Here is a 21,280-nt window from a genome sequence, read left to right as displayed (position 1 = left end):
ACGCGTGACTTCTCTTGTTCCGGGGTGACCCGACAGTCCCCCCCTAAATTTCAGATTAAAACTTACTGAGAAGACTCTGCGCTTCCTTCAGGAGATCAGTTATGGCGAGCACAATAAAAAGCGCCGCACCTAAACAATTATCGTTGTTGGGCTTTTTTGCTATAACGGCGTCGATGGTGATGGCCGTTTATGAATACCCCACGTTTGCAACCTCGGGTTTTTCCCTTATTTTCTTTCTGCTGTTAGGCGGCCTGTTGTGGTTTATTCCCGTCGGTCTTTGTGCGGCCGAAATGGCGACGGTGGAAGGGTGGCAGGAGGGGGGCGTTTTCACCTGGGTTTCTAAAACGCTCGGTGAAAAATGGGGATTTGCGGCTATTTCGTTCGGTTATTTGCAAATCGCGATTGGGTTTATCCCCATGCTCTATTTTGTGCTGGGTGCGCTCTCTTACATCCTCAAATGGCCGGAGCTAAACAACGATCCGATAGTAAAAACGGTAGCGGCGCTGGTGATCCTCTGGGGTCTGGCTTTAACGCAGTTCGGCGGCACCAGGAATACGGCACGTATTGCAAAAATCGGTTTTTTCGCAGGTATCCTGCTGCCTGCATTAATTCTGGTTGTTTTGGCGCTTAGCTATTTGCATTCCGGTGCGCCGGTGGCTATCAAAATGAGTATGTCGACTTTCTTCCCGGACTTTACCCAGATGGGTACCTTAGTGGTATTCGTGGCGTTTATCCTGAGTTACATGGGTGTTGAGGCTTCTGCAACCCATGTCAACGAAATGAAGAATCCGGGTCGGGACTATCCGCTCGCGATGCTGTTGTTAATGGTTGCGGCCATCTTCCTGAGTTCTATTGGCGGGTTGTCTATCGCTGCAGTGATCCCTCACAGTGATATTAATCTATCGGCAGGTGTAATGCAGACTTTCACCGTGCTAATTAATCACTTTGGCAGCGGTTTTGAGTGGGCTATCCGTGTTATTGCCGCGTTGTTGATGTTGGGAGTATTGGCTGAAATTGCTGCCTGGATTGTCGGGCCATCTCGTGGAATGCTGGTGACGGCGCAAAAAGGCATATTGCCCGCGAGTTTCGCCAAAATTAATAAGAACGGTGTACCCGTCGTTCTGGTGATTTCCCAGTTAATCATCACTTCTGTGGCTCTGATTGTTCTTACCAATACAGGCGGCGGCAATAATATGTCATTCCTGATTGCGCTGGCATTAACCGTTGTTATTTATCTGTGTAGCTATTTCCTGCTCTTCCTCGGATATATCAATCTGGTGCGCAAGCAGTCGAAAAACAAGCGAACCTTTAATATTCCTGGTGGAAAAACGGTAAAACTTAGCGTTGCGATGGTCGGTTTACTGATTTCAATGATTGCCTTTGTGGTCTCGTTCTGTCCGCCTTCTGGTCTGCCGGGCGGGGAGGCGAACCACCTGTACGCGGGTCTGCTGATCGTCAGCTTCCTGGTAGTGGTATCGATTCCGTTCATTATCTATGCATTGCATGATAAGCGTGGTAAGGCATGTAATTTAACACTTGAACCTATCACTACAGATTCAGCGCCTGAAGGACATTTCTTCATTCATCCGCGCGCGCGTTCGAAACATCATATCTTTGTAGGTGATAAAAAAATGCATTGATTGGAAACAAACAGACCAGTATGACTGGTCTGTTTACTTGTTTCGTGTCTGACCTACTTTATCGCTTCTTTCAGGATCTCATTTATAAAAGTTTGCCTGACAGCTTAATAAAGAAAAATACATCACTCAGGCTGTTAATACCTTTAAATAAATCACCGGCTGAAATGCTTTCTCTGAAGCATGACTTCACCCCGATCTTGTCCCCCACATTATTTCTAAACAACCCCAAAAAATGCCGCGCCTCCACCAGCGCATGCCGGTACAAAAACACCCTGATTCTTATGTTCTGCTCCAGCCTGGCCAGCCGGATGATTTCCGCAATCACCTCTATATAGCTTTGTGCCCTGACGTCAAAATAATCGCTGCGATGCGTGATGGAATCGGCATTTACCTTATAAGTGTAATCTTTGCTGTCGGATAAACAGAATCGACCATTGGCTGCTGCAAGGTGAATGGTCCAGAGAATATCTTTGTGGCTTTTGCCGGACTGAAAGGAGAGGGAATGCTGGCGGATATAAGATGACCTGATGATCTGCAGCCACAGATAGTGTGGCCATTCGCGATGCGTCACGCAGTGGCGTATCCAGTCATGCCCGGATAGGTTTTTTCCGTAGGGCTGTTTGACATGCACAGCCGTGTTGGATGAAGAGGACCCCGTGCGCCAGGCATTGAAGATCATCACATCGGCCTGAGTGTTTATCGCGTCCTGCCAGCGTTCATAAATGAATCCGTCTTTAACGTCGTCGTCTGCATCAAGAAATATCACCCATTCGCCGCGATGGATATCCAGAGCGGCATTGCGTGCTGCATAGACGCCCTGATTTTCCTGCTCAATGAGGATGAACCGGTTGTCGCAGACATCCCGGATAAGATTGCCGGTAGCATCAGTGGAACCGTCATTAACGATAATGAGTTCAATAACGACACGGGTTTCCCTAAGGATCTTGCTGATGAGGTCACCGATGGTCTCTGCCGCGTTATAGACTGGAATGATGACGCTTACATCGATCACGGCCTGTTGAGTTTGCTGAATGAGCGCCATTTAATCTTTGTGCCTTTTGACCGGGATTTCTCTTCTTTCTCGAATTTCCAATTGAATGTCGTATAAGCACTCCTCGCAGAGCTCTTTATCCAGCGCGAATAACCGTTCGATGAAGTTTCTTTTTTTATTACATCGGGTGCATCTTCTCATGTTCATCTCTTCGCTGCTGCATCGTTCCAGCATGCGGCCTGGTGTTGGCGTACTCATCTGATGCAATAATTGTTACCTGAGGGACGATTAGTTTCTGGCCTCCCTGCAGTGATGACGTAGCAAGCCCCACAGCGGTAATACGCCGTGATAGAAGCCATTTATCGTCAACAATGGAAGCCAAGGATAACCAGAGAGATTGCTGAAAAGATAATCGTTTTGATAGATCGATAATTTGATTTCGATCGTTATCACCGATCGATGTGGACAGGATATCGATAATGGATAGGTATTCCTTGCCCTGCGTTGTGGAATGGCCCAAATAAGTCTGGTAAGTAATACCTGCTCGAGAAAAGATTTTTAAAATCATGAGCATGAAAACCTGTATTTTCGATTTGTGACCAATGTGTTCAGAATGCGAGGTTCAACTGACACGCAACGCATCCATTGGTGCATAACTCAGTTCAGCACTGTTTGAAGGAATATGACGTGCTACATCAACGTTATTGCACCATCAGCCCATTAACGGACGAGTATGGCTGTTAGCCGAATGCGGAGCCGGTACAGGTAGGGGGATCAAAAAATAGGTATGTGTTCACTAAGCTGGTTTATTTCTAAATATTTCTAGAATAATTTTTCAGCAAAACTGTTATTCAGCAGTATTCATCTTATTTAGGTAATGTGGCGGGAATTACTTGGTGTAATTCCCTAAAAAAACTGTGGATTGGCATATTTATTAATCCTTTTCGTGACTCTCTTTTTACATATTTTGCAATGTCATTAGCCCGTTAATTGCTAAAGGTGGATCATTCCTCAGCCGATATGTGTTGAATATTAAACAATCCTTCAACGCTGTAGCGGCACCTGACGCGCAAGATTGAGAGCGGAAAGGGCAGCAAGTCGGCGAGAGAAAACGCCCGGATATGGAAATCATAAGCCTTGTTACTAGTTTTCGACATTTCAAACGCCGGAAAGTTAAACTTTTAGCGTCGTTATACTTACTGTTTGCTTTTGCGACGCAGGCCGCGCCGCTTAGCCCCGCCGACCGCGACAGTATCGAACAGCAGCAGCGGCAACTTCTGCAGCAGAACCAGCAGCAGCGTCAGGAACTGGAGCGCAGCACACCGATAACACCCGCGCCGCAAACGCCAGCTCAACCCGGCGGCCCGTGCTTTGATATTCACGACATTACCCTCAGCGGCGCAGACCATATGCCCGCGCGAATACAGCAAAAACTTACCGAACCCTATCTGCAACAGTGCCTCGGCATTGGCCAGATTAATGCCCTGGTGAAACAGGTCTCCGACTGGTATATCGGCCAGGGTTACATCACCAGCCGCGCGTTTCTCACCGAGCAGGATTTGTTTTCCGGCACCCTCAGCCTGACAATCATGGAAGGCAAACTCGAAGCCATCAAAATGGAAAATCAACGCGGCGCAATGCTGGCGATGGCGTTTCCGGGACGGGTGGGCAAAATTCTTAATCTGCGCGATATCGAGCAGGGGATGGAGCAGATTAACCGGTTGCGCAAAACGCCGGTGCAGATTGAAATCCAGCCCGGCAGCCAGCCGGGATACTCCATCGTCAACCTCACCTCAACGCCTGAGTTTCCGCTGCAGGTCAGCGCCGGTTTTGATAACTCAGGGCAGAAAAGCACCGGCACCGGACAGGTCAGCGGTTCGCTGACGGGCAATAACCTGCTCGGGCTGGCGGATCATTGGTTTGTCAGTGCGTCACGCAGCAGCGACGGCGCAAGCGACCACGACGCGAAAAGCGTGCAGGCGGGCGTTAATCTGCCTTATGGCTACTGGCTGTTCGATTACAACTACAGCTACAGCGATTACCTGAGCACCATTGAATCGCAGGGCTATCTCTGGCGCTCCACCGGCGACAGCCAGGCGCACCGTTTCACCCTTTCCCGCGTACTGTTTCGCAACGGCGACATGAAAACCGCCGCCAGACTCGGGCTGACGCACCGCCTCAACCGAAATTATCTCAACGATGCTCCGCTGGAAAGCAGTACCCGCAGCCTGACCAGCTGGACGGCTGGCCTCAATCACAGCCAGAAACTCTGGGGCGGATACGCCACGCTTAACCCGGCGTTCAGCCGTGGCGTGCCGTGGTTTGGCGGCGAAAGTGATGAAGATAAAAAACCGGATGCCCCGCGTGCGGAGTTCTCTAAATGGACGATGTCCACCAGCTATTACCGGCCTGTCACACAACGTATTACCTGGCTGACCAGCGCCTACGGCCAGTGGGCTGACGACCGTCTTTACGGCAGCGAACGTCTGACCGTTGGGGGCGAAAGCTCGGTGCGGGGGTTCAAAGAGCAATACCTCTCCGGCGACAACGGCGGCTACTGGCGTAATGAGCTGGACACTCAACTGTTCGCCATGCCGGGGCTCGGACAAATCAGCAGCGTAACGGCCCTCGACGGCGGCTATCTGCAACGCAGCAATCACGACACCAACGCCTCCGGCACTCTGTGGGGCGCGGCGGTCGGGCTTGCCAGTACCAACGCACATTTCTCCAGCCAGTTTACCGTCGGCTGGCCGCTGAGCTATCCGGACTCACTGGCACCGGATCGCGTCACGGTCTACTACCGTATCGGCTTTGCACTTTAGCTTTGTACCTCTACATAAGAGAGAAGGAATTCGGCGATGAAATCGATCACAGAGCAACCGGTCGCGTTATGGCGTAAGGCACTGGCGTACGGGCTGATGGGCTGGCTGGTCTGGCAACCGGTGATGCCCGCATTTGCCGCCGGTATTACCGTGGCCGAAGGCAACACCCGAACCGATCAGGCGGGCAACGGCGTGCCGGTAGTGAATATCGCCACCCCGAATCAGGCCGGGATTTCGCATAATAAATACAACGATTTCAACGTCGGCCAGCAGGGCCTCATCCTCAATAACGCCACCGGTAAACTGACCCAGACTCAGTTGGGCGGGCTGATCCAAAATAACCCCAATCTTACGACAGGTCAGGAAGCGAAGGGCATCATTAACGAAGTGGTGTCAGCGAACCCTTCGCAGCTTAACGGCTACATGGAAGTCGCCGGTAAAGCCGCCAACGTCATGGTCGCCAACCCCTACGGCATCACCTGTAACGGCTGCGGCTTCCTCAACACCCCGAACGCCACGCTGACCACCGGCAGGCCGGTGCTGAACGCGGACGGTTCGCTGCAGTCCCTCGACGTCACGCAGGGTGCGATTACGGTTGAAGGTCAGGGGCTGGATGCCCGCACGAGCGACTCTTTTTCACTGATTTCCCGCGCCGCGCAGATTAACGCCGGGCTGTACGCTAGAGACCTTAACGTCACCCTGGGTGCCAACCGTGTCGATGCGCAGGGCAATGCCACGCCGATATCCGGCGCAGGCGTACCGTCGGTGGCGATTGACACCGGCGCACTCGGTGGCATGTATGCCAACCGCATTCATCTGGTTTCCAGCGACAAGGGCGTCGGGGTCAACCTCGGCAACCTGAACGCCTCGGTCGGCGATATGCAGATTGATGCCAGCGGCAAGCTGACGCTAAGTAATGCGACTTCGACCGGCAAGCTGACGGCGAATGCGCAGGCCATCGCCCTTAACGGTACCCAGCAGTCGGGCGCCGATATGGCGCTCAACAGCCAGGGGCAACTGGCCGTGCAGGGGAGTCAGGTGACCAGCGGCGGCAATATGACGCTGGCCGCTGACCAGCTCAATTCAGGCAATACCGCGCTGGTATCTGCGGCGGGCAATATTCATGCTACCGCCGGTAATGGCAGCCAGTGGCAGGGCAAGCTGACGGCGGGGAAAGATCTCCAACTGAACACCGGGGATCTGACCAATAACGGGCTGATCGCCGCAAACGGAAACGCCCGCATCACCACGCAGCGGCTGACCAATACCGGCACGCTGCAGGCACAGGGGACGCAGGATCTTCAGGCGACAACGCTGGATAACAGCGGGGTGGTACAGGCCAGCGGAGCCCTGACCCTCACCGCCGGAGAGACTCAGCTTGGCGGATTGCTGTCGACTGACAACCAACTGACCGGACGTTTCGGGCAACTTTCCACCCTTGCAGGGTCGCAGATTCAGTCTGGTACCGATGCGGATATCGGCGTGCAGAACAGTGCGGTACTCGGCGGTAACGTCCGCGCCGGACAAAACCTGCGGCTCAGCAGCGGCTCACTGAGTTCGGCCAGCAGCGCTAAGCTTTACGCCGTCGGCAATGTGCAGGCGGAGGCGGGCAATAACGGCGTATGGGACGGCAGCCTGACGGCGGGCGGTAATCTGGGCGTTAGTGCGGGCGACATGACCAACAACGGCACGCTGGCCGCCAGCGGCAACACGCAGATCACTACGCAAAAACTGACCAACGGCGGGCTGATCCAGGCGCAGGGCACACAGACCCTGAACGCCACCAATTTGGTGAATACGGGCAAATTGCAGGCCGGAGGCGTGGAGCAAATCCGTGCTGATAGCCTGCGAAACAGCGGCGCAATGAGTGCCGGTGGCCTGCTGGATATCACGGCCGGTGATGTACAGATTGACGGCTCACTGACGGGTTTGCAGGCCACGCAGTTGAATGTCGGTTCACTCAGTACCACCGGCGATTCGACGATCACCAGCGCAGGCGAGCTTTCGCTGACGGCTGATAACGCGCAGCTCGGCGGGTTGATTTCAACGGATAATCTGCTGACCGGACGTTTCGGCGAGCTGACCACGCTGGCAGGGTCGCAACTTCAGTCGGGCACGGACGCAGATGTTCAGGCAACCGGCAAAGCGATATTAGGTGGCAAGCTGCGCGCCGGGCAAAATCTTCTGCTCAGTAGCGGGTCACTCAACTCAGATAATACCGCGCAAATTTATGGCGTGGGCGATGTGCAGGCCAATGCGGGCAATAACGGTGTGTGGAACGGCAGCCTGACGGCGGGCGGCAATCTGGGCGTCAGCGCGGGCGACATGACCAACAACGGCACGCTGGCCGCAAGCGGCAACACGCAGCTAGCCACGCAAAAACTGACCAACGGCGGCCTGATCCAGGCGCAGGGCACACAGACCCTGAACGCCAGCGAACTGAACAACAGTAGCAAAATGCAGTCCGGCGGCGCGCAAGATATCACTGCCAATACCCTCAGTAATCAGGGGGTGATCGGCTCGCAGAAGGGGCTGGGTTTACAGGTTGCTGACCAGATGACCGTGGGTGAACAAGGCTCGCTGTTTGCCGGTGATCGGCTGAACATCGGCGGCGGTAAGATGATTGTCGACGGCACGCTGACCGGCAAAAATGGCCTGACGATCAACAGTACTTCCCTGAACGCCGGGCAAAACTCGCTGATCACCAGCCTTGGCGATATTCAGTTTACTGCCGCGCAGCAGACGCTTGGCGGCCAGTTGTCGACCTCCGGCAACGTGGGCCTGAACGCCACGGATCTCTCCGTCGGGGCACAGGGTTCCGTTCACAGCGATAAAGATTTATCCCTGACGGTAACCGGCAGCGCCATGCTGGCCGGTGCGCTCGACGGCAACACGCTGAAAGCCGGTGGCGGCACATTGCAGGTGACCGGCACCGGTTCGCTGGCTTCAACCGGTGATATGCAGTTATCCTCCGCTCAGCAACAGCTCGATGGCACCACCAGCGCGGGCAATACTCTTTCGATCACCGCTGACCTGCTGAATGCCGCACAGGGTGGTAAAACCTCGGCGCAAAATGACGTGCAGGCCACGGTTGCCAGTGGCGGACAGTGGTCTGGCAGCCTGATTGCCGGGCGCGACCTTAACTTCTCCTCGCACGATTTCAGCAACGGCGGCACGCTGGCCGCCAACCGCAACGGGCAGTTCAGCTTCGGTATCCTGACCAATAACGGCCTGCTGCAATCCCTCGGCACCCAGCAGCTTGACGGCGACACCTTCAATAACAACGGCACGGCGCAGTCCGGCAGTGACCAGACGCTGACCCTGAATCAGTTCAACAATCAGGGGCTGACCGGCACCCGCGGCGACTTAGCGCTGACCGTGCGGGACGGCGTGATTAACGGCGATGCGGCAATCTTACTGGCCGATGGTCAGCTGACGCTCAACACCGGCCAGGCAGATCTGGGCGGTACGCTGACCGGCACGCTGGGGGCGACGCTTAACGCCACCGCGCTGACCACCCGCGCCGGATCTGTACAGTCCAGCCAGGGCGATGTGGCTCTGAAGACTGATACTGCGAACTTAAACGGTTTTCTCTCCGCCGACGGCAACGCGGCGCTGACCACGCAACAGCTCACTACCGGCAACGGCTCGCAGACGCAGGGTAAAAAGGCGCTGGGGATCAGTGCGTCTGAAAAAGCCGATCTGGCCGGGAAACTGGTGACACCGGGCACGCTGACAGTTCAGGCCGGTACGCTGACCAACGGCGCGGCGCTCGGCGCGGACAATGTGGATATCACGGCCACCTCGCTGACCAACAGCGGTGCCATCACCGCCGATGACGGCCTGCATGTGAAAGCCGGTACCTTGCAGCAGCAAGGCAGCCTGTCTGCGCAGAACCAGATGACGCTGGAAGGCCAGACGCTGGTTAATCAGGGCAACGTGTCGGGCGGTAACGTCGGCGTGAATGCTACCGGCAGCCTGACCAATCAGAACGCGGGCGTGATATCAGCGGGCAACGGCCTGACCGTGACGGCACCGGTTGTGACCAACAACGGCCAGCTTCTGGCACAAACCGTCGGCGTGAATGCCACGGGTATCAGCAACAACGGGCTGATGCAGGGCAACGGCGGTACCACGCTCACCGCCACTACCTTAACCAACGGTGCGCAGGGGCAGGTATTGTCCGGCGGCACGCTGGGTGTGCAGGCAGGCGATACGCAAAATCAGGGCAGGCTACAGGGCAGCCAGCTTACTCTGACCGGCAACAGCCTGACCAACGGCGGCACGGCATTAGGCACGAATGGCCTGAACGCGCAGATGCAGGGTGACCTCAATAACGGCGGCAGCCTGCTCTCATCCGGTGATGTCACGGTGAACGCCGCCACGCTGGAAAACAGTGGCCAGTTGCTCAGCGATAAAACCGCCACGGTGACGGCTAACCATCTGACCAATCAGGGGCAAATCCAGGGCGACACGCTGGCGCTTACGGCGAACAACGCGGACAACAGCGGCAACCTGATTGGCCTGAAGGGCCTGACGGCGCAACTGCAGCAGGATTTAACCAACGCCACGTCCGGCAAGATGCTGACGCAGGGCGCACTCACCGTCACCGCTGCGCACGTCACCAACAATGGCAGCTGGCAGGCCGACAGCGCCGATTTACACGCCGGTCAGTTAGATCTTAACGGCGCGATCCAGACAGCTTCGCGCGCGAACCTCAACCTGACCGGTGCGCTCAACACGCAGGCGCAGGGCAAAATCATCTCAACCGGTCTGGCTATTTTGCAGGCGGCGAACCTGAATAATCAGGGGAACTGGTCGGCGGATAATCTCACCCTGACCGGTGGTGCGCTGACCAGCAGCGGCGGCATCAGCGGTGTCAGTCAGCTTGCGACCACGCTCAGCGGGCAACTTCAGGTTCAGCAGGGCGGCACATTACTCAGCGGCGGCACCGCCACGGTGAACGCCGGGAATATTGCTAACAGCGGCACTCTTCAGGCCGGTAACCTGACGCTCACCACCAACAGTATTAGCAACGCCGGGCAGTTACAGGGCCAGCAAAGCCTGCAGGGCATGGTGCAAAATGACATTAATAACCTGAGCAGTGGCACGCTGCGTAGCCAGGGAACCTTAGATTTGGGCGCTCAGTCGCTGCTCAATCAGGGGCAGATGCAGGGCGACGGCGTCAGCCATCTCACGTTTTCCAATAACCTGACCAATCAGGGTACGTTGCTGACCGGCGGCCGCCTGACGGTGTCTGCTCCCACGCTGACGAATACGGGTGTTTTGCAGGCGCAGGGCCTGACGATGACCGGCGGCACGCTCAACAACAGCGGTACGCTGACCGGTCAGGGCGACAGCACGCTTAACGTCACGCAGATGACCAATCAGGGCCAGCTTCAGGGCGACCGGCTGACGCTGACCGGTAACGAACTGCATAACACCGGCACCGTATTGGGCAGCCAGTCGCTGGGGCTTAACGTTCAGAACGCCGACAACCAGGCGGGCGGAAAACTCTACAGCGCAGGTAACCTGACGCTGGTGACGCCGGTGCTGAATCAGGCAGGCAGCCTTCTGGCGCTGGGGGATATGACGCTGCAACTCGGTTCGGGCTTTACCCAGACCGGCACGCTGGCAGCGGGACAGAACCTCAACCTCAGCACGCAGGGCGACCTGAACGTGCTCGGCACCTTGCAGGGCAACGGGATCCAGCTCAGCTCGACCGGCAACTTTACCAACAGCGGTCAGCTGCGCGGTGGCGGCGGTACGGTGGGCGTGGACGCCAGCAACATCCAGCTCAACGGCAGCGGCAGCGTACAGTCCGGAGGGGATATCCGCCTCGCCAGCCGTGGCGTGATTAACAACAGCGGCTTTGTCGGCGGAGCGGGCAACGTGGTGATGTCCGCTGGTGGCCAACTGACGAACAGCGCGCTGCTGTACGCCGGTAACAACATGCAGTTGCTGGCCGACAGTATTCACAATAACTACGGCGATATTCTGGCAGGCAACAGCCTGTGGCTGCAGCGGGACGCGGCGGACAACGCCAACAGTGAAGTGGTCAACACGTCGGGGGATATCGAAACCACCAACGGCGATATCACCATCAACACCGGCCATCTGCTGAATCAGCGGGACGGGCTGAGCACGACGAGTTCTTATCAGGCGGCGGCAGCCAGCCCGGCATCCGGCGGTGCCAGTTCGATCAAGGTGCGTCTGGGGGATCTGGATGATGATGAACTGGGTACTTACCTGTCAACGTTCAATTATAACAACGGCGGAAGCGGCAGTAATGGTGAGCGCTGGAGTATAACAACCAGCTATCTGGCACCCAACCAAAAAGGATCAGTTAAAGAGTTCCTGGAGGGCACATCAACCGTGACGGCGACGGCCAGCGGAGGTGCCGGACGTATTGCCGCTAACAACAATATCAATATTGCAGCCAGCACTCTGGACAATGTCGGCAGTAATATTCTGGCGGGTGAGAATATCTCACTGTCTGGTGTGAATCTGAATAACCAGTCCTATGAAAATGGTATTCAGAATAAATATCTTACCTACACCTATACCGGCACACTGGGGTCTGATAATCCTGATAGCAAGGATTATAAAAAAACGTTTGCTACAACTTCCGACTCCACCCAGTCGACTGTTGGACGCGGGGACAGCGTTGATTCAACCGTGACCTACAACCTCTCTGAAGCACCGACTTATGAGAATGTCAGCACCGGCGAAGGCCTCCGCTCAGTTATTCAGGCCGGTGGGGCGGTTAACGCCAGTTTCAGCAATAACATCAGCAATACCACGACCTCCGCTAACGCAGGCGGTTTATCCCATGCGATAAGCGCCCCGTCTCTGAACGGTACGTCGGGCCTGCAACAGGTCAGCGGTTCGCAAAGCAAACAACTGGCATCCGCACAAAACCTGACCGTTGGATCGGTACAGTGGAACAATTCCGTCACCGATGCGTTAAAGCAAATTGGCAATCAGGGCGCAGCACTGACGGATTACCCGCTGCCGACCGGCAATAACGGTTTGTTTGTGGCGAGTCAGGATCCTTCCAGCCCGTATCTGATCACCACCAACCCGCAACTTGGCGGGATCGGTAAAACCGATCCGTCACTGTTCAATGCGCTGAACGATTACCTGTCGCGTCCGACCTCCGTAGTCTCCGGCGTAAATCAGCAGACCACTCAGAACGGCGCCGGGCTGAGTACAGTGCCCGGGTCCTCCGGGCTGGCGTTTGTGCAGACTTCCGCCCCGGGAGGCAAAGGGGCGACGGCTGCGGGGTATATTCCGGCGCAGGGCACAGTGATCAACCCGGTTGTGCAACCCGGCACGCCGTCCAACCCGCGTATTGAGACGGCACCCGTCTATACCGACGAGAGCAAATTCCTTGGCTCGGCCTACTTTATGGACCGGCTGAAGCTGACACCGGACTATGACTACAAATTCCTCGGCGATGCCGCCTTCGATACCCGTTATGTCGATAACGCCGTGCTCAGTCAGACCGGGCAGCGTTACGTCGGCGGCACAGGATCAGACCTTGCGCAGATGCAGTATCTGATTGATAACGCCGCCGAACAGCAGGCCGGTCTGGGCCTGCAACTGGGCGTAAGCCTGTCGCCGGAACAGGTCGCGGCGCTGACCAAAAGCATCGTCTGGTGGGAAAAAACCACCGTCAACGGCCAGACCGTTCTGGCCCCTAAACTGTATCTCTCTGCCAACGACACCCACGCGGTGACCGGCAGCGTGATTTCCGGGAACACCGTCAATCTCGACGCCGGGCATATCGTCAATGCAGGCAGCACGTTGCAGGCCGGAACCCAACTGACAGCAAAAAGCAGCGGCGCGCTGGATAATCTTAGCGCAGGGCTTATTGCCTCCAACGGAAGCCTGCAACTCGCTGCACTGGGAGATATCAATAACATTGGTTCGTCGATTTCCGGGCAGACCGTTGCGCTGCAATCCGTCAGCGGCGACATCAATAACGTCACCCAGGCGCAGCAATGGAATGCTGCACCGGGCAGCAGTAAAAATAAAACAGCGCTGCTGACGTTCAGTGAGACACAAACCGGGGACGCCGCGAGTATTACCGCTGGCAAAGGGCTCTCGCTCACCGCCGGTCACGACATCAACAACACCGGCGCCAGACTCACGGCGGGCAGTGACCTGCAACTGGTGGCGCTGAACGACATCAACATCACCGGCAATGCGCTCAGCACACAGAACACCACCTTACAGGGGAGTTCACAGGTTACGAGCAGTCAGGGCAGTGAGGTCAGTGCTTCAGGTTCATTGTCGGCCAGTGCAGGGCATGATCTGAACGTTACCGGTAGCGCGATTGCTACCAAAGGGAATGCCAGCCTGTCTGCGGTCAATGACGTCAATATTGAAACGATGGACAAGAGCAGCCACCAGACCAGCGGAAAAAATCAGAACGATATTAACGATGCCACCAGCAGTGCTGTCAGCAGCGGCGGCGATCTGGCTATTAACGCGGGGCGTGACCTGAATGCTAAAGCTGCGCAACTGACCGCCGATCTGAATGCTTCATTGAGTGCAGGACGCGATGTCAATCTTGATGCTCAGCAGACAGGGGCTTATAGCGAGAAACACGGAAATAAAAGCGTTAGCATTCGGGAGACTGTGCGCCAGGAAGGCACTGAGATAGCCAGCGGAGGTAATACTTCCATCATAGCCGGTCGCGATATCACCACTCAGGCCGCACAGGTGAATGCGAAAGAGGACCTGGTTTTGAATGCGGGTCGTGATGCCAATATCACCACCGCCAAAGAGAGTGATTACAGCTACGACGAAAAAACCACCGTTAAAAAAGGTTTCCTGTCTAAAACGACGACGCATACCGTTAAAGAAGATTATGCAAGTCAGGAAAAAGGCTCGGTACTGAGCGGCGACAACGTGTCTGTTAGTGCCGGTAACAATCTGAAGGTCAAAGGCTCGTCAGTGGTGGGGGACGGGCAGGTTAGCCTTACTGCGGGGAATAATGTTGATATTGTTGCCGCAACGGATGAACAGTCCAGCTATCGTCTGAATGAAAAGAAAAAGAGCGGTCTCATCAGTACCGGTGGCATCGGCGTGACTATTGGGTCGAGTAATTCCCGTTATAAAATGAATGAGGAAGGTACTACCCAAAGCCAGAGTGCGAGCACTGTCGGTTCAACGGGGGGAAATGTCAGCGTGGTCTCGGGCGGGCAGGCGCGCATCAGCGGTTCTGATTTGATTGCAGGTAAAGATCTCAGCATCAGCGGCGACAGCGTGGTCATCGATCCCGGACGTGATAAACGCTCACGTGATGAAAGCTTTGAACAGAAAACCAGTGGCTTAACCGTCGCACTATCGGGTGCCGCGGGCAGTGCCATTAACTCCGCAGTGACCACGTCGTCAGAGGCAAAAAGTGAGTCTGACAGTCGACTCGCGGCTCTACAGGGAACCAAAGCGGCGCTCTCCGGCGTACAGGCGGGGCAGGCGATGGCGCTTAATGCCGCCAAAGGTAACGAGACATCGGCATCTTTCGGCGTCAGTGCAACGCTTGGGTCGCAAAAATCGTCTTCATCTTCTCATCAAAGCTCTGATGCTGTTGTGGGTTCTACGTTGAATGCGGGTAATAATCTGGCGATCACCGCGACAGGAAAAGGTCATCAGACGCAGAGTGGTGATGTGACGATCGCGGGCAGCCAGTTAAAAGCGGGCGGTGATACCGTTGTAAATGCCGAGCGTGACATCTTGCTGGCAGGTTCTGCAAATACGCAGCAGTCATCGAGTAAAAACAACAGTAGCGGATTTGGCGTTGGGGTAGACGTTTCCATTGGGCAAAATACGGGTTTTGCCATCACGGCAAATGCGAATAAAGCACAGGGCAATGACAAGGGTAATGGGACGCAGTGGTCAGAGACAACGCTTGATAGCGGTAAGTCGCTGACGCTGCAGAGCGGGCGCGATACAACCCTTCTGGGTGCGCAGGTCAGCGGTGAAACGGTCATTGCCAATGTGGGACGTGACCTGACGCTTTCCAGCCAGCAGGACACCGATCGTTATGATGCTAAACAAAGCAGCGTATCGGGTGGAGTGAGTATCCCTATTGGGGCGAGCACCAACGCTGGCGGCCAGTTCAGTTACAGCCGTGACAAAATCCACAGCAACTATGACTCGGTGCAGGAACAAACCGGAATTTACGCCGGTAAAGGCGGATTCGATATCACCGTGGGTAAACATACCCAGCTTGACGGCGCGGTGATAGCCAGCACGGGCAATGCCGATAAAAATCGTCTGGACACTGGCACGCTTGGTTTTAGCGATATACATAACCAGGCCGATTTTAGCACTGAACATCAGGGTGGCTCACTCAGTTCCGGGGGTGGTATCGCCGGTAACCTGCTTTCTAACGTCGGCAACCTCTCACTTGCGGGGGCGGGCAATAACGGACACGCCAGTGGTACGACACAGTCAGCCGTATCGGACGGCACTATCGTTGTGCGTGACACCGCGGCTCAGCAGCAAAATATCAAAGACCTCAGCCGTGACACGGAACATGCCAACGACAGCATCAGCCCGATATTTGATAAGGAAAAAGAGCAGAACCGTTTAAAACAGGCTCAGCTCATCGGGGAAATTGGCGGACAGGTGATGGATATTGCGCGAACGCAGGGCGATATCAACGGGCTGGAAAAGGCTCATGCCGACAACCCTGGGATCAAAAAACCGGGGCCGGAAGCTACGGAGAAAGAGCGTGATGCTTATGTTACTGCACTGAAAAATACCGACAGCTACAAAACTGAAATGGCGAAATACGGTACGGGCAGTGCTATTCAGCAGGGTTTACAGGCTGCCACGGCGGTAATGCAGGGGCTGGCCGGTGGGGATTTAGCGAAGGCTATTGCAGGCGGGAGTGCACCGTATCTGGCGGAAGTTATCAAGGAGATTGCACCGGATGAAGCCAGTCGGGTAATGGCCCATGCTGTCGTAGCTGGCGCACTGGCCTCAGTACAAGGTAACTCTGCCGCTGCGGGTGCAGCCGGTGCTGCGACTACGGCATTAATGGGCGAAGCGATAAAAACTGCGTTGTATGGTGATATTCCAGTAAGCCAATTAAGTGAAAGCCAGAAACAAACGTTGGTTGCGCTAGGAACTGCAGCGGCAGGGTTGGCTGGCGGGTTGGCAGGCCACAACTCGGCTAATGCGATGGTGGGGGCGCAGGCTGGCCAGAATGAAATCAGTAATAACATGGTCGGTATCGGGTTAGTTCAGCAGATGCTAGCGTATGAAACCCTGAACTCTGCGGCGATAGCCGAAAGCGGTAAAGGTAATGCGAATGATCAGGCTGCGCTAGCGCTAACGAAAGCCGTGAAACAGGGGCTGGGTGCGAACTGTCTGGCGAATGATGTCTGTGTAATAATGGCGATAGTTGCGGCGCAGAACCAGCAACACACAGACGGTGCAGGAAGCAAAACTCAAACCGTGCCGGTGAATGATGATCTGACGGGAGGGAACCTGTTTAATCCGGTTCCGGACGAGAACAAAGGGACTTCACTGATTACGCCGGATCTGTCTGGTGATAATAAAGGCATGATTACTATTTCACCGGAAAGCCAGCCCGGTAAGAACGATGGTATTTATATTAATCCTAGACCTGCGCTAGCAGATAAGAATGACTCGAACTATATGTCAGAGTCACAGGATGGGATTAATGCGGGTAATTTTTTAGATGGTACAACATATACCGATAAAGTACGCCAACAAGCATCTTCGGGAGATTATCATTCTTTCCCTGAATCAGTCGATGGATATGCTGGACAAGGTACGGTATCCGAGATCACTGGTGGTGATGGTGTCAAGCGTTGGAAGCTCGAAATACCTGGTACTTACAGAGGAAGTGAAGGTGTTTTCGAATATATACGAAATCCAGATGGGACGATTAATCATCGACTTTTTGTTCAGGATAAAAATAAAGAGGGCTATAAGTTATGATTGGAAAAATTTTAGAGTTATATGCCCGTTGCGGACATAGCTTACTTGAAAATGGTTTAAATGAGGCAGTGTTGCCTATATCTTCATCAAATGATGCTCTTGATATTTTTAAAGAAAATGGCTGGTTAGTTTTAGGTGGTGATGTTTATCAGCGTGGAAGTGATGGGGGTATGAATAACTTTTATGCAGATTGGTTCAGCTCCTCATCTGATCCAATTGAAGCTACTGAATATGCAAAAGAGCATATTAATGGCTTGAAAGGCGATAATTTATTTATCTCTTTTACTATAAAATCATAATACTAAACTCCGGACAATCTGGTCGAGGTAGTGGCCGGGTAGCTGCGATATCAACCTTGTCAGCGGGTCTTGCTGGCGTGATTACCGGTGACAGCAGTGCCAATGCGGTAGAAGGTGCACAGGCTGGTAATAATGCGCTTGAGAATAATGCGCTGAGTCTGCCGCACAACAAAGCGCGTGCTCATGAGATAACTCAGTGCCAGGGCGATTCTGCCTGTGAAGATGCTGGAGAACTCGCCGGAAAACGTTGCTGCTGAGCAGAAATACGGCATCGGCAGCCCGTTCTGGACGGCGGGCACGGCGATATCAGGCGCGCTGGCAGGCTTAACCGGTGGTGACATGAGTCAGGCACTGGCGGGCGGGCTGGCACCTTATTTGTCCCTGGCGGTGAAGGCGGCGACCACAGACGCCAAAGGCAACGTTAATCAGGCTGAGAATATTACGGGGCACGCCCTTGCCGGCGCGGTAGTTGCCTATCTGCAGGGCGGCTCCGTGACCGGCGGCGCAGCGGGTGCGGCGACCGGCGAACTGGCGGCGCAGCTGATTGCGAAAGAGCTGTATCCGGGGGTAAAACCGGAAAACCTGACGAATGAGCAAAAGGCGAATGTGAGTGCCTTGAGCACGCTGGCCGCAGGACTGGCAGGCGGCGTGGCGGGGAATTCGTCTGTTGCAGCAGGGACTGGGGGGATTGCAGGGAAGACGGCGGTTGAGAATAATTTCCTTAGCCCACAACAAGCTGAAACGCTGAATAAGTCTATTGAGGATCAGAAAGCTGGTAAAAACCTACTAGAGGCTTCACAGAATATCGTCAGGCTGACGAATGAAGACCGAGCTAGCAATGTGTTGCTGCAACAGTACCAATCAGGCCAACCACTGACAGAAGGCCAGAAGCGAGAGCTAGCCGGATTGCTTAACCAGTATGGTTATGAACTTCAGTCTATGTACGGGTATACCCCAGAGCACGCGGCTGACGCTATTCAGTCACTGGTCGCAGGTAAGGCATTTGTCGCCTCCACAGGAAATATCAAAGCGTATAACGAGGCGCTGAGTTATCTGAAAGGATACAGTGTCCAGTCTGGCCAAGCCGCATTAGGAACTGATGCTCTACTCGCTTTGCCAGGTGCACCGGGGATTATTGCTCGTTCAACTCTGGCTGCTGGTGGGGCTTATCAAACCGGTACTGGGATCGGTCAGGTCGTTGAGGGCAACTACGGAGAAGGTGCACTAAATATCGGCTTAGGGACAGCGGCAATCTTTGGTGGTGTTGCGGGAAATAATGTCATAGGTAAGACAGATGGCGCCATAACGTCACCGAATAACTCTAACATATGGCAAACAGGCTCTATCGGTAATGTGATTACAAAATCTGAGGGGTCTTTAACGGGGCCAGTAACCAAGATGGAGTCAGGGATGACGAAAGAGAATATCCGCTCTCTCAACAGGGAAAATGAGAGTGCTCAAATTCTTTCGCAATCAGGATTTTATATAGAGCAGAACCCTTCTATAGCTGGAAATAAGAATCCAGATTACCGGATTAATGGCGAGATCTTTGATAACTATGCCCCTAGATCTAATAGTGTGCGAAATATCTACAGCGAGGTTAAATCTAAAGTAGACAAAGGCCAGACATCTAATGTCGTGATCAATATGTCTGACACTAAAGTTAGCATTCCAGAACTTCAAAAACAGCTAACGCAGTGGCCAATTATGGGATTGGATAAAGTTATCGTAATTGATAAAACCGGCAACGCTATTAGGGTGAAGTGAGGATGCTATGTCTATAGGATTAACATGTTTTACTAAGCTGACTTGTGCTGATTTGCAACATAAGTTGAACGAATTTGCGACACGATATCCAGATGTATTCCCCGCGCACTACTATTTATCTACTGCGGGTATACCACATCCAATTCAAAAAGAGGTATCTAATGAATTTGGGTTGGATCCGATATCGTATTGTTATATATCAGTAAATAATAAATCGCTTAAAATATCGACTGATAAGATGGCTGAGATGATTAGGGAAGCTCTAGGGGCGGACAATGTCATTGTTCTTTTAAATAGTGAAGATTTAATCTAAATCCTGTAATAGGTCCCGGCCTACTGGCCGGGATTTTTGCTTCTAAGCTCTGAAACTGTCAGCTTCCAGCCTTGCAACCGGAGCAAACTGGGCGCAGCGGTGACTTCCAGTTGTTCCGCATCGATAATGCCGGACTCGGTGAGCCAGTCGCCACCGATAATCACCTCGCCGTTCTCTATCACCCAATCCGTCCGCAAATCTTGCCGCTGTTGGCTAACGTCGGCAACCTCTCACTTGCGGGGGCGGGCAATAACGGACACGCCAGTGGTACTGTAAGCATCCCGCTTAACCGGCCCATTCACTTTTAGAGATCTTCGGACATACAGATCATGTCCCTGAGGAGATCGCTATGCGTAAGATCCGATTCACCGAGTACCAGATCATCACCGTTCTAAAGTCTGTTGAAGCCGGACGTACTGTCAAAGATGTCTGCCGCGAAGCGGGAATATCTGAGGCTTCATACTATAACTGGAAAGCGAAGTATGGTGGCATGGAAGCCTCTGATATCAAAAGATGAAGGATCTTGAGGACGAAAACCGCCGTCTCAAACAGATGTTTGCCGACCTGAGTCTGGAAAATCGCGCGTTAAAAGACGTCATCGAAAAAAGCTTTAAAACCAGCGATAAAGCGTGAGCTCGTCAGCTATCTGACCACACAGTTTACGATGAGCATACGCCATGCATGCAGGACGTTATCGCTGAGCAGGACGGTGTTTCGCTATCAACCGGATACGCGACGTGATGAACCGGTGATCCATAGGCTGACTGAGGCGGCTGAACGCTATCCCTGCTACGGTTTTAAGAAGCTTTTTCAGGTGCTTCGCAGGCAGGGGCACGTCTGGAATCACAAGCGGGTACACCGGATTTACTGTCTGTTAAAACTGAATTTTCGTCGTAAGGGTAAACAACGCCTGCCGGTGCGCGATCCGGCTCCGCTGGCAACGCCGGAAGCACTCAACCAAATCTGGTCGATTGATTTTATGCACGACGCCCTGGCATGTGGCCGAGGTTTTCGGACCTTCAACGTCGTGGATGATTTTAACCGAGAGGCTCTGGCCATTGAAATTGACCTGAATATCCCGGCGCATCAGGTAGTATGGGTGTTGGACAGAATAGTGGCAAACCGTGGATTTCCGCTGAAGAGGCGAATGGATAACGGGCCGAAACTGATATCGCTGGCTCTTGCACAAAGGGCTGAGGCCCATGACGTAATGCTGGAATTTATCAAGTCAGGCAAACCGACACAAAACGCATTTATCGAACGGTTTAACCGAACGTTCCGGACCGAATATTGGATTTTTATCTGTTCAGAACACTGAATGAAGCACGGAAAATAACTGAACGCTGGCTGAATGAATTAAACAGTGAGCGGCCCCATGAATCCCTGAATAACCTGACGCCGGAAGAATACCGGCTGATGGCCGAGAACACGGAAATCTCAAAAAGTGTGTGGAACTAAAGCTG

The 21,280-nt window shown here is 54.0% G+C and carries 10 protein-coding genes and 2 pseudogenes; 10 read left to right on the top strand and 2 right to left on the bottom strand.

The window, feature by feature from the left end; genetic code table 11:
• Positions 1-101 precede the first annotated feature (101 nt).
• Entirely contained in the window at positions 102-1,640 is a 1,539-nt protein-coding gene (gene gadC / locus ACO0U8_RS08285) for a glutamate:gamma-aminobutyrate antiporter (protein WP_113876275.1), read from the top strand.
• 82 nt (positions 1,641-1,722) lie between these two features.
• Here gadC and ACO0U8_RS08280 read toward each other — a convergent pair whose 3' ends face one another.
• Both ACO0U8_RS08280 and ACO0U8_RS08275 read right to left on the bottom strand, forming a co-directional pair.
• Positions 1,723-2,682 (bottom strand): glycosyltransferase, encoded by a 960-nt coding sequence (locus ACO0U8_RS08280; protein WP_421670596.1) that lies wholly within the window; start codon positions 2,680-2,682, stop codon positions 1,723-1,725.
• A 127-nt stretch (positions 2,683-2,809) separates the two neighbouring features.
• Complete coding sequence (locus tag ACO0U8_RS08275) at positions 2,810-3,199, bottom strand: hypothetical protein (RefSeq protein WP_421670595.1); 390 nt, start codon at positions 3,197-3,199, stop codon at positions 2,810-2,812.
• Positions 3,200-3,752: 553 nt separating this feature from the next.
• Here ACO0U8_RS08275 and ACO0U8_RS08270 point away from each other — a divergent pair.
• The 9 genes and pseudogenes from ACO0U8_RS08270 to ACO0U8_RS08230 all read left to right on the top strand — a co-directional run bounded on the left by ACO0U8_RS08270 (position 3,753) and on the right by ACO0U8_RS08230 (position 21,275).
• Complete coding sequence (locus ACO0U8_RS08270) at positions 3,753-5,453, top strand: ShlB/FhaC/HecB family hemolysin secretion/activation protein (protein WP_217204445.1); 1,701 nt, start codon at positions 3,753-3,755, stop codon at positions 5,451-5,453.
• A gap of 36 nt (positions 5,454-5,489) precedes the next feature.
• Positions 5,490-7,058: pseudogene (locus ACO0U8_RS08265) on the top strand (filamentous hemagglutinin N-terminal domain-containing protein); the annotation flags it as partial.
• 621 nt (positions 7,059-7,679) lie between these two features.
• The gene (locus tag ACO0U8_RS08260) at positions 7,680-17,438 is read left to right on the top strand and encodes a hemagglutinin repeat-containing protein (protein ID WP_421670690.1); all 9,759 of its coding nucleotides are present in this window, start codon (positions 7,680-7,682) and stop codon (positions 17,436-17,438) included.
• Positions 17,435-17,737, top strand: a complete 303-nt coding sequence (locus ACO0U8_RS08255) for a hypothetical protein (RefSeq protein ID WP_122094344.1) — start codon at positions 17,435-17,437, stop codon at positions 17,735-17,737. The genes ACO0U8_RS08260 and ACO0U8_RS08255 overlap by 4 nt, the downstream gene beginning before the upstream one ends.
• 77 nt (positions 17,738-17,814) lie before the next feature.
• Positions 17,815-17,994: a VENN motif pre-toxin domain-containing protein gene (locus tag ACO0U8_RS08250; RefSeq protein WP_338019872.1), complete on the top strand. Its 180-nt coding sequence runs from the start codon at positions 17,815-17,817 to the stop codon at positions 17,992-17,994.
• Entirely contained in the window at positions 17,960-19,504 is a 1,545-nt protein-coding gene (locus ACO0U8_RS08245) for a VENN motif pre-toxin domain-containing protein (protein WP_238485217.1), read from the top strand. Before ACO0U8_RS08250 ends, ACO0U8_RS08245 begins: the two co-directional genes overlap by 35 nt.
• Positions 19,505-19,511: 7 nt before the next feature.
• Positions 19,512-19,817: a hypothetical protein gene (locus tag ACO0U8_RS08240; protein WP_136377220.1), complete on the top strand. Its 306-nt coding sequence runs from the start codon at positions 19,512-19,514 to the stop codon at positions 19,815-19,817.
• Positions 19,818-19,888: 71 nt separating this feature from the next.
• Entirely contained in the window at positions 19,889-20,125 is a 237-nt protein-coding gene (locus tag ACO0U8_RS08235) for a hypothetical protein (protein WP_217204442.1), read from the top strand.
• A gap of 41 nt (positions 20,126-20,166) precedes the next feature.
• Positions 20,167-21,275: pseudogene (locus ACO0U8_RS08230) on the top strand (IS3 family transposase).
• The last annotated feature ends 5 nt before the right edge of the window (positions 21,276-21,280 follow it).

Source organism: Rahnella sp. EDr1-12 (assembly GCF_049206505.1).
GTDB lineage: Bacteria > Pseudomonadota > Gammaproteobacteria > Enterobacterales > Enterobacteriaceae > Rahnella > Rahnella rivi.
This window is presented reverse-complemented; position numbering and strand designations above follow the sequence as displayed.

Bases quoted from the DNA above. Each gene is read 5' to 3' on its own strand.
- gadC (WP_113876275.1), top strand. From the start codon at position 102: ATGGCGAGCACAATAAAAAGCGCCGCACCTAAACAATTATCGTTGTTG.
- ACO0U8_RS08280 (WP_421670596.1), bottom strand. From the start codon at position 2,682: ATGGCGCTCATTCAGCAAACTCAACAGGCCGTGATCGATGTAAGCGTC.
- ACO0U8_RS08275 (WP_421670595.1), bottom strand. From the start codon at position 3,199: ATGATTTTAAAAATCTTTTCTCGAGCAGGTATTACTTACCAGACTTAT.
- ACO0U8_RS08270 (WP_217204445.1), top strand. From the start codon at position 3,753: ATGGAAATCATAAGCCTTGTTACTAGTTTTCGACATTTCAAACGCCGG.
- ACO0U8_RS08255 (WP_122094344.1), top strand. From the start codon at position 17,435: ATGATTGGAAAAATTTTAGAGTTATATGCCCGTTGCGGACATAGCTTA.
- ACO0U8_RS08245 (WP_238485217.1), top strand. From the start codon at position 17,960: ATGCTGGAGAACTCGCCGGAAAACGTTGCTGCTGAGCAGAAATACGGC.
- ACO0U8_RS08240 (WP_136377220.1), top strand. From the start codon at position 19,512: ATGTCTATAGGATTAACATGTTTTACTAAGCTGACTTGTGCTGATTTG.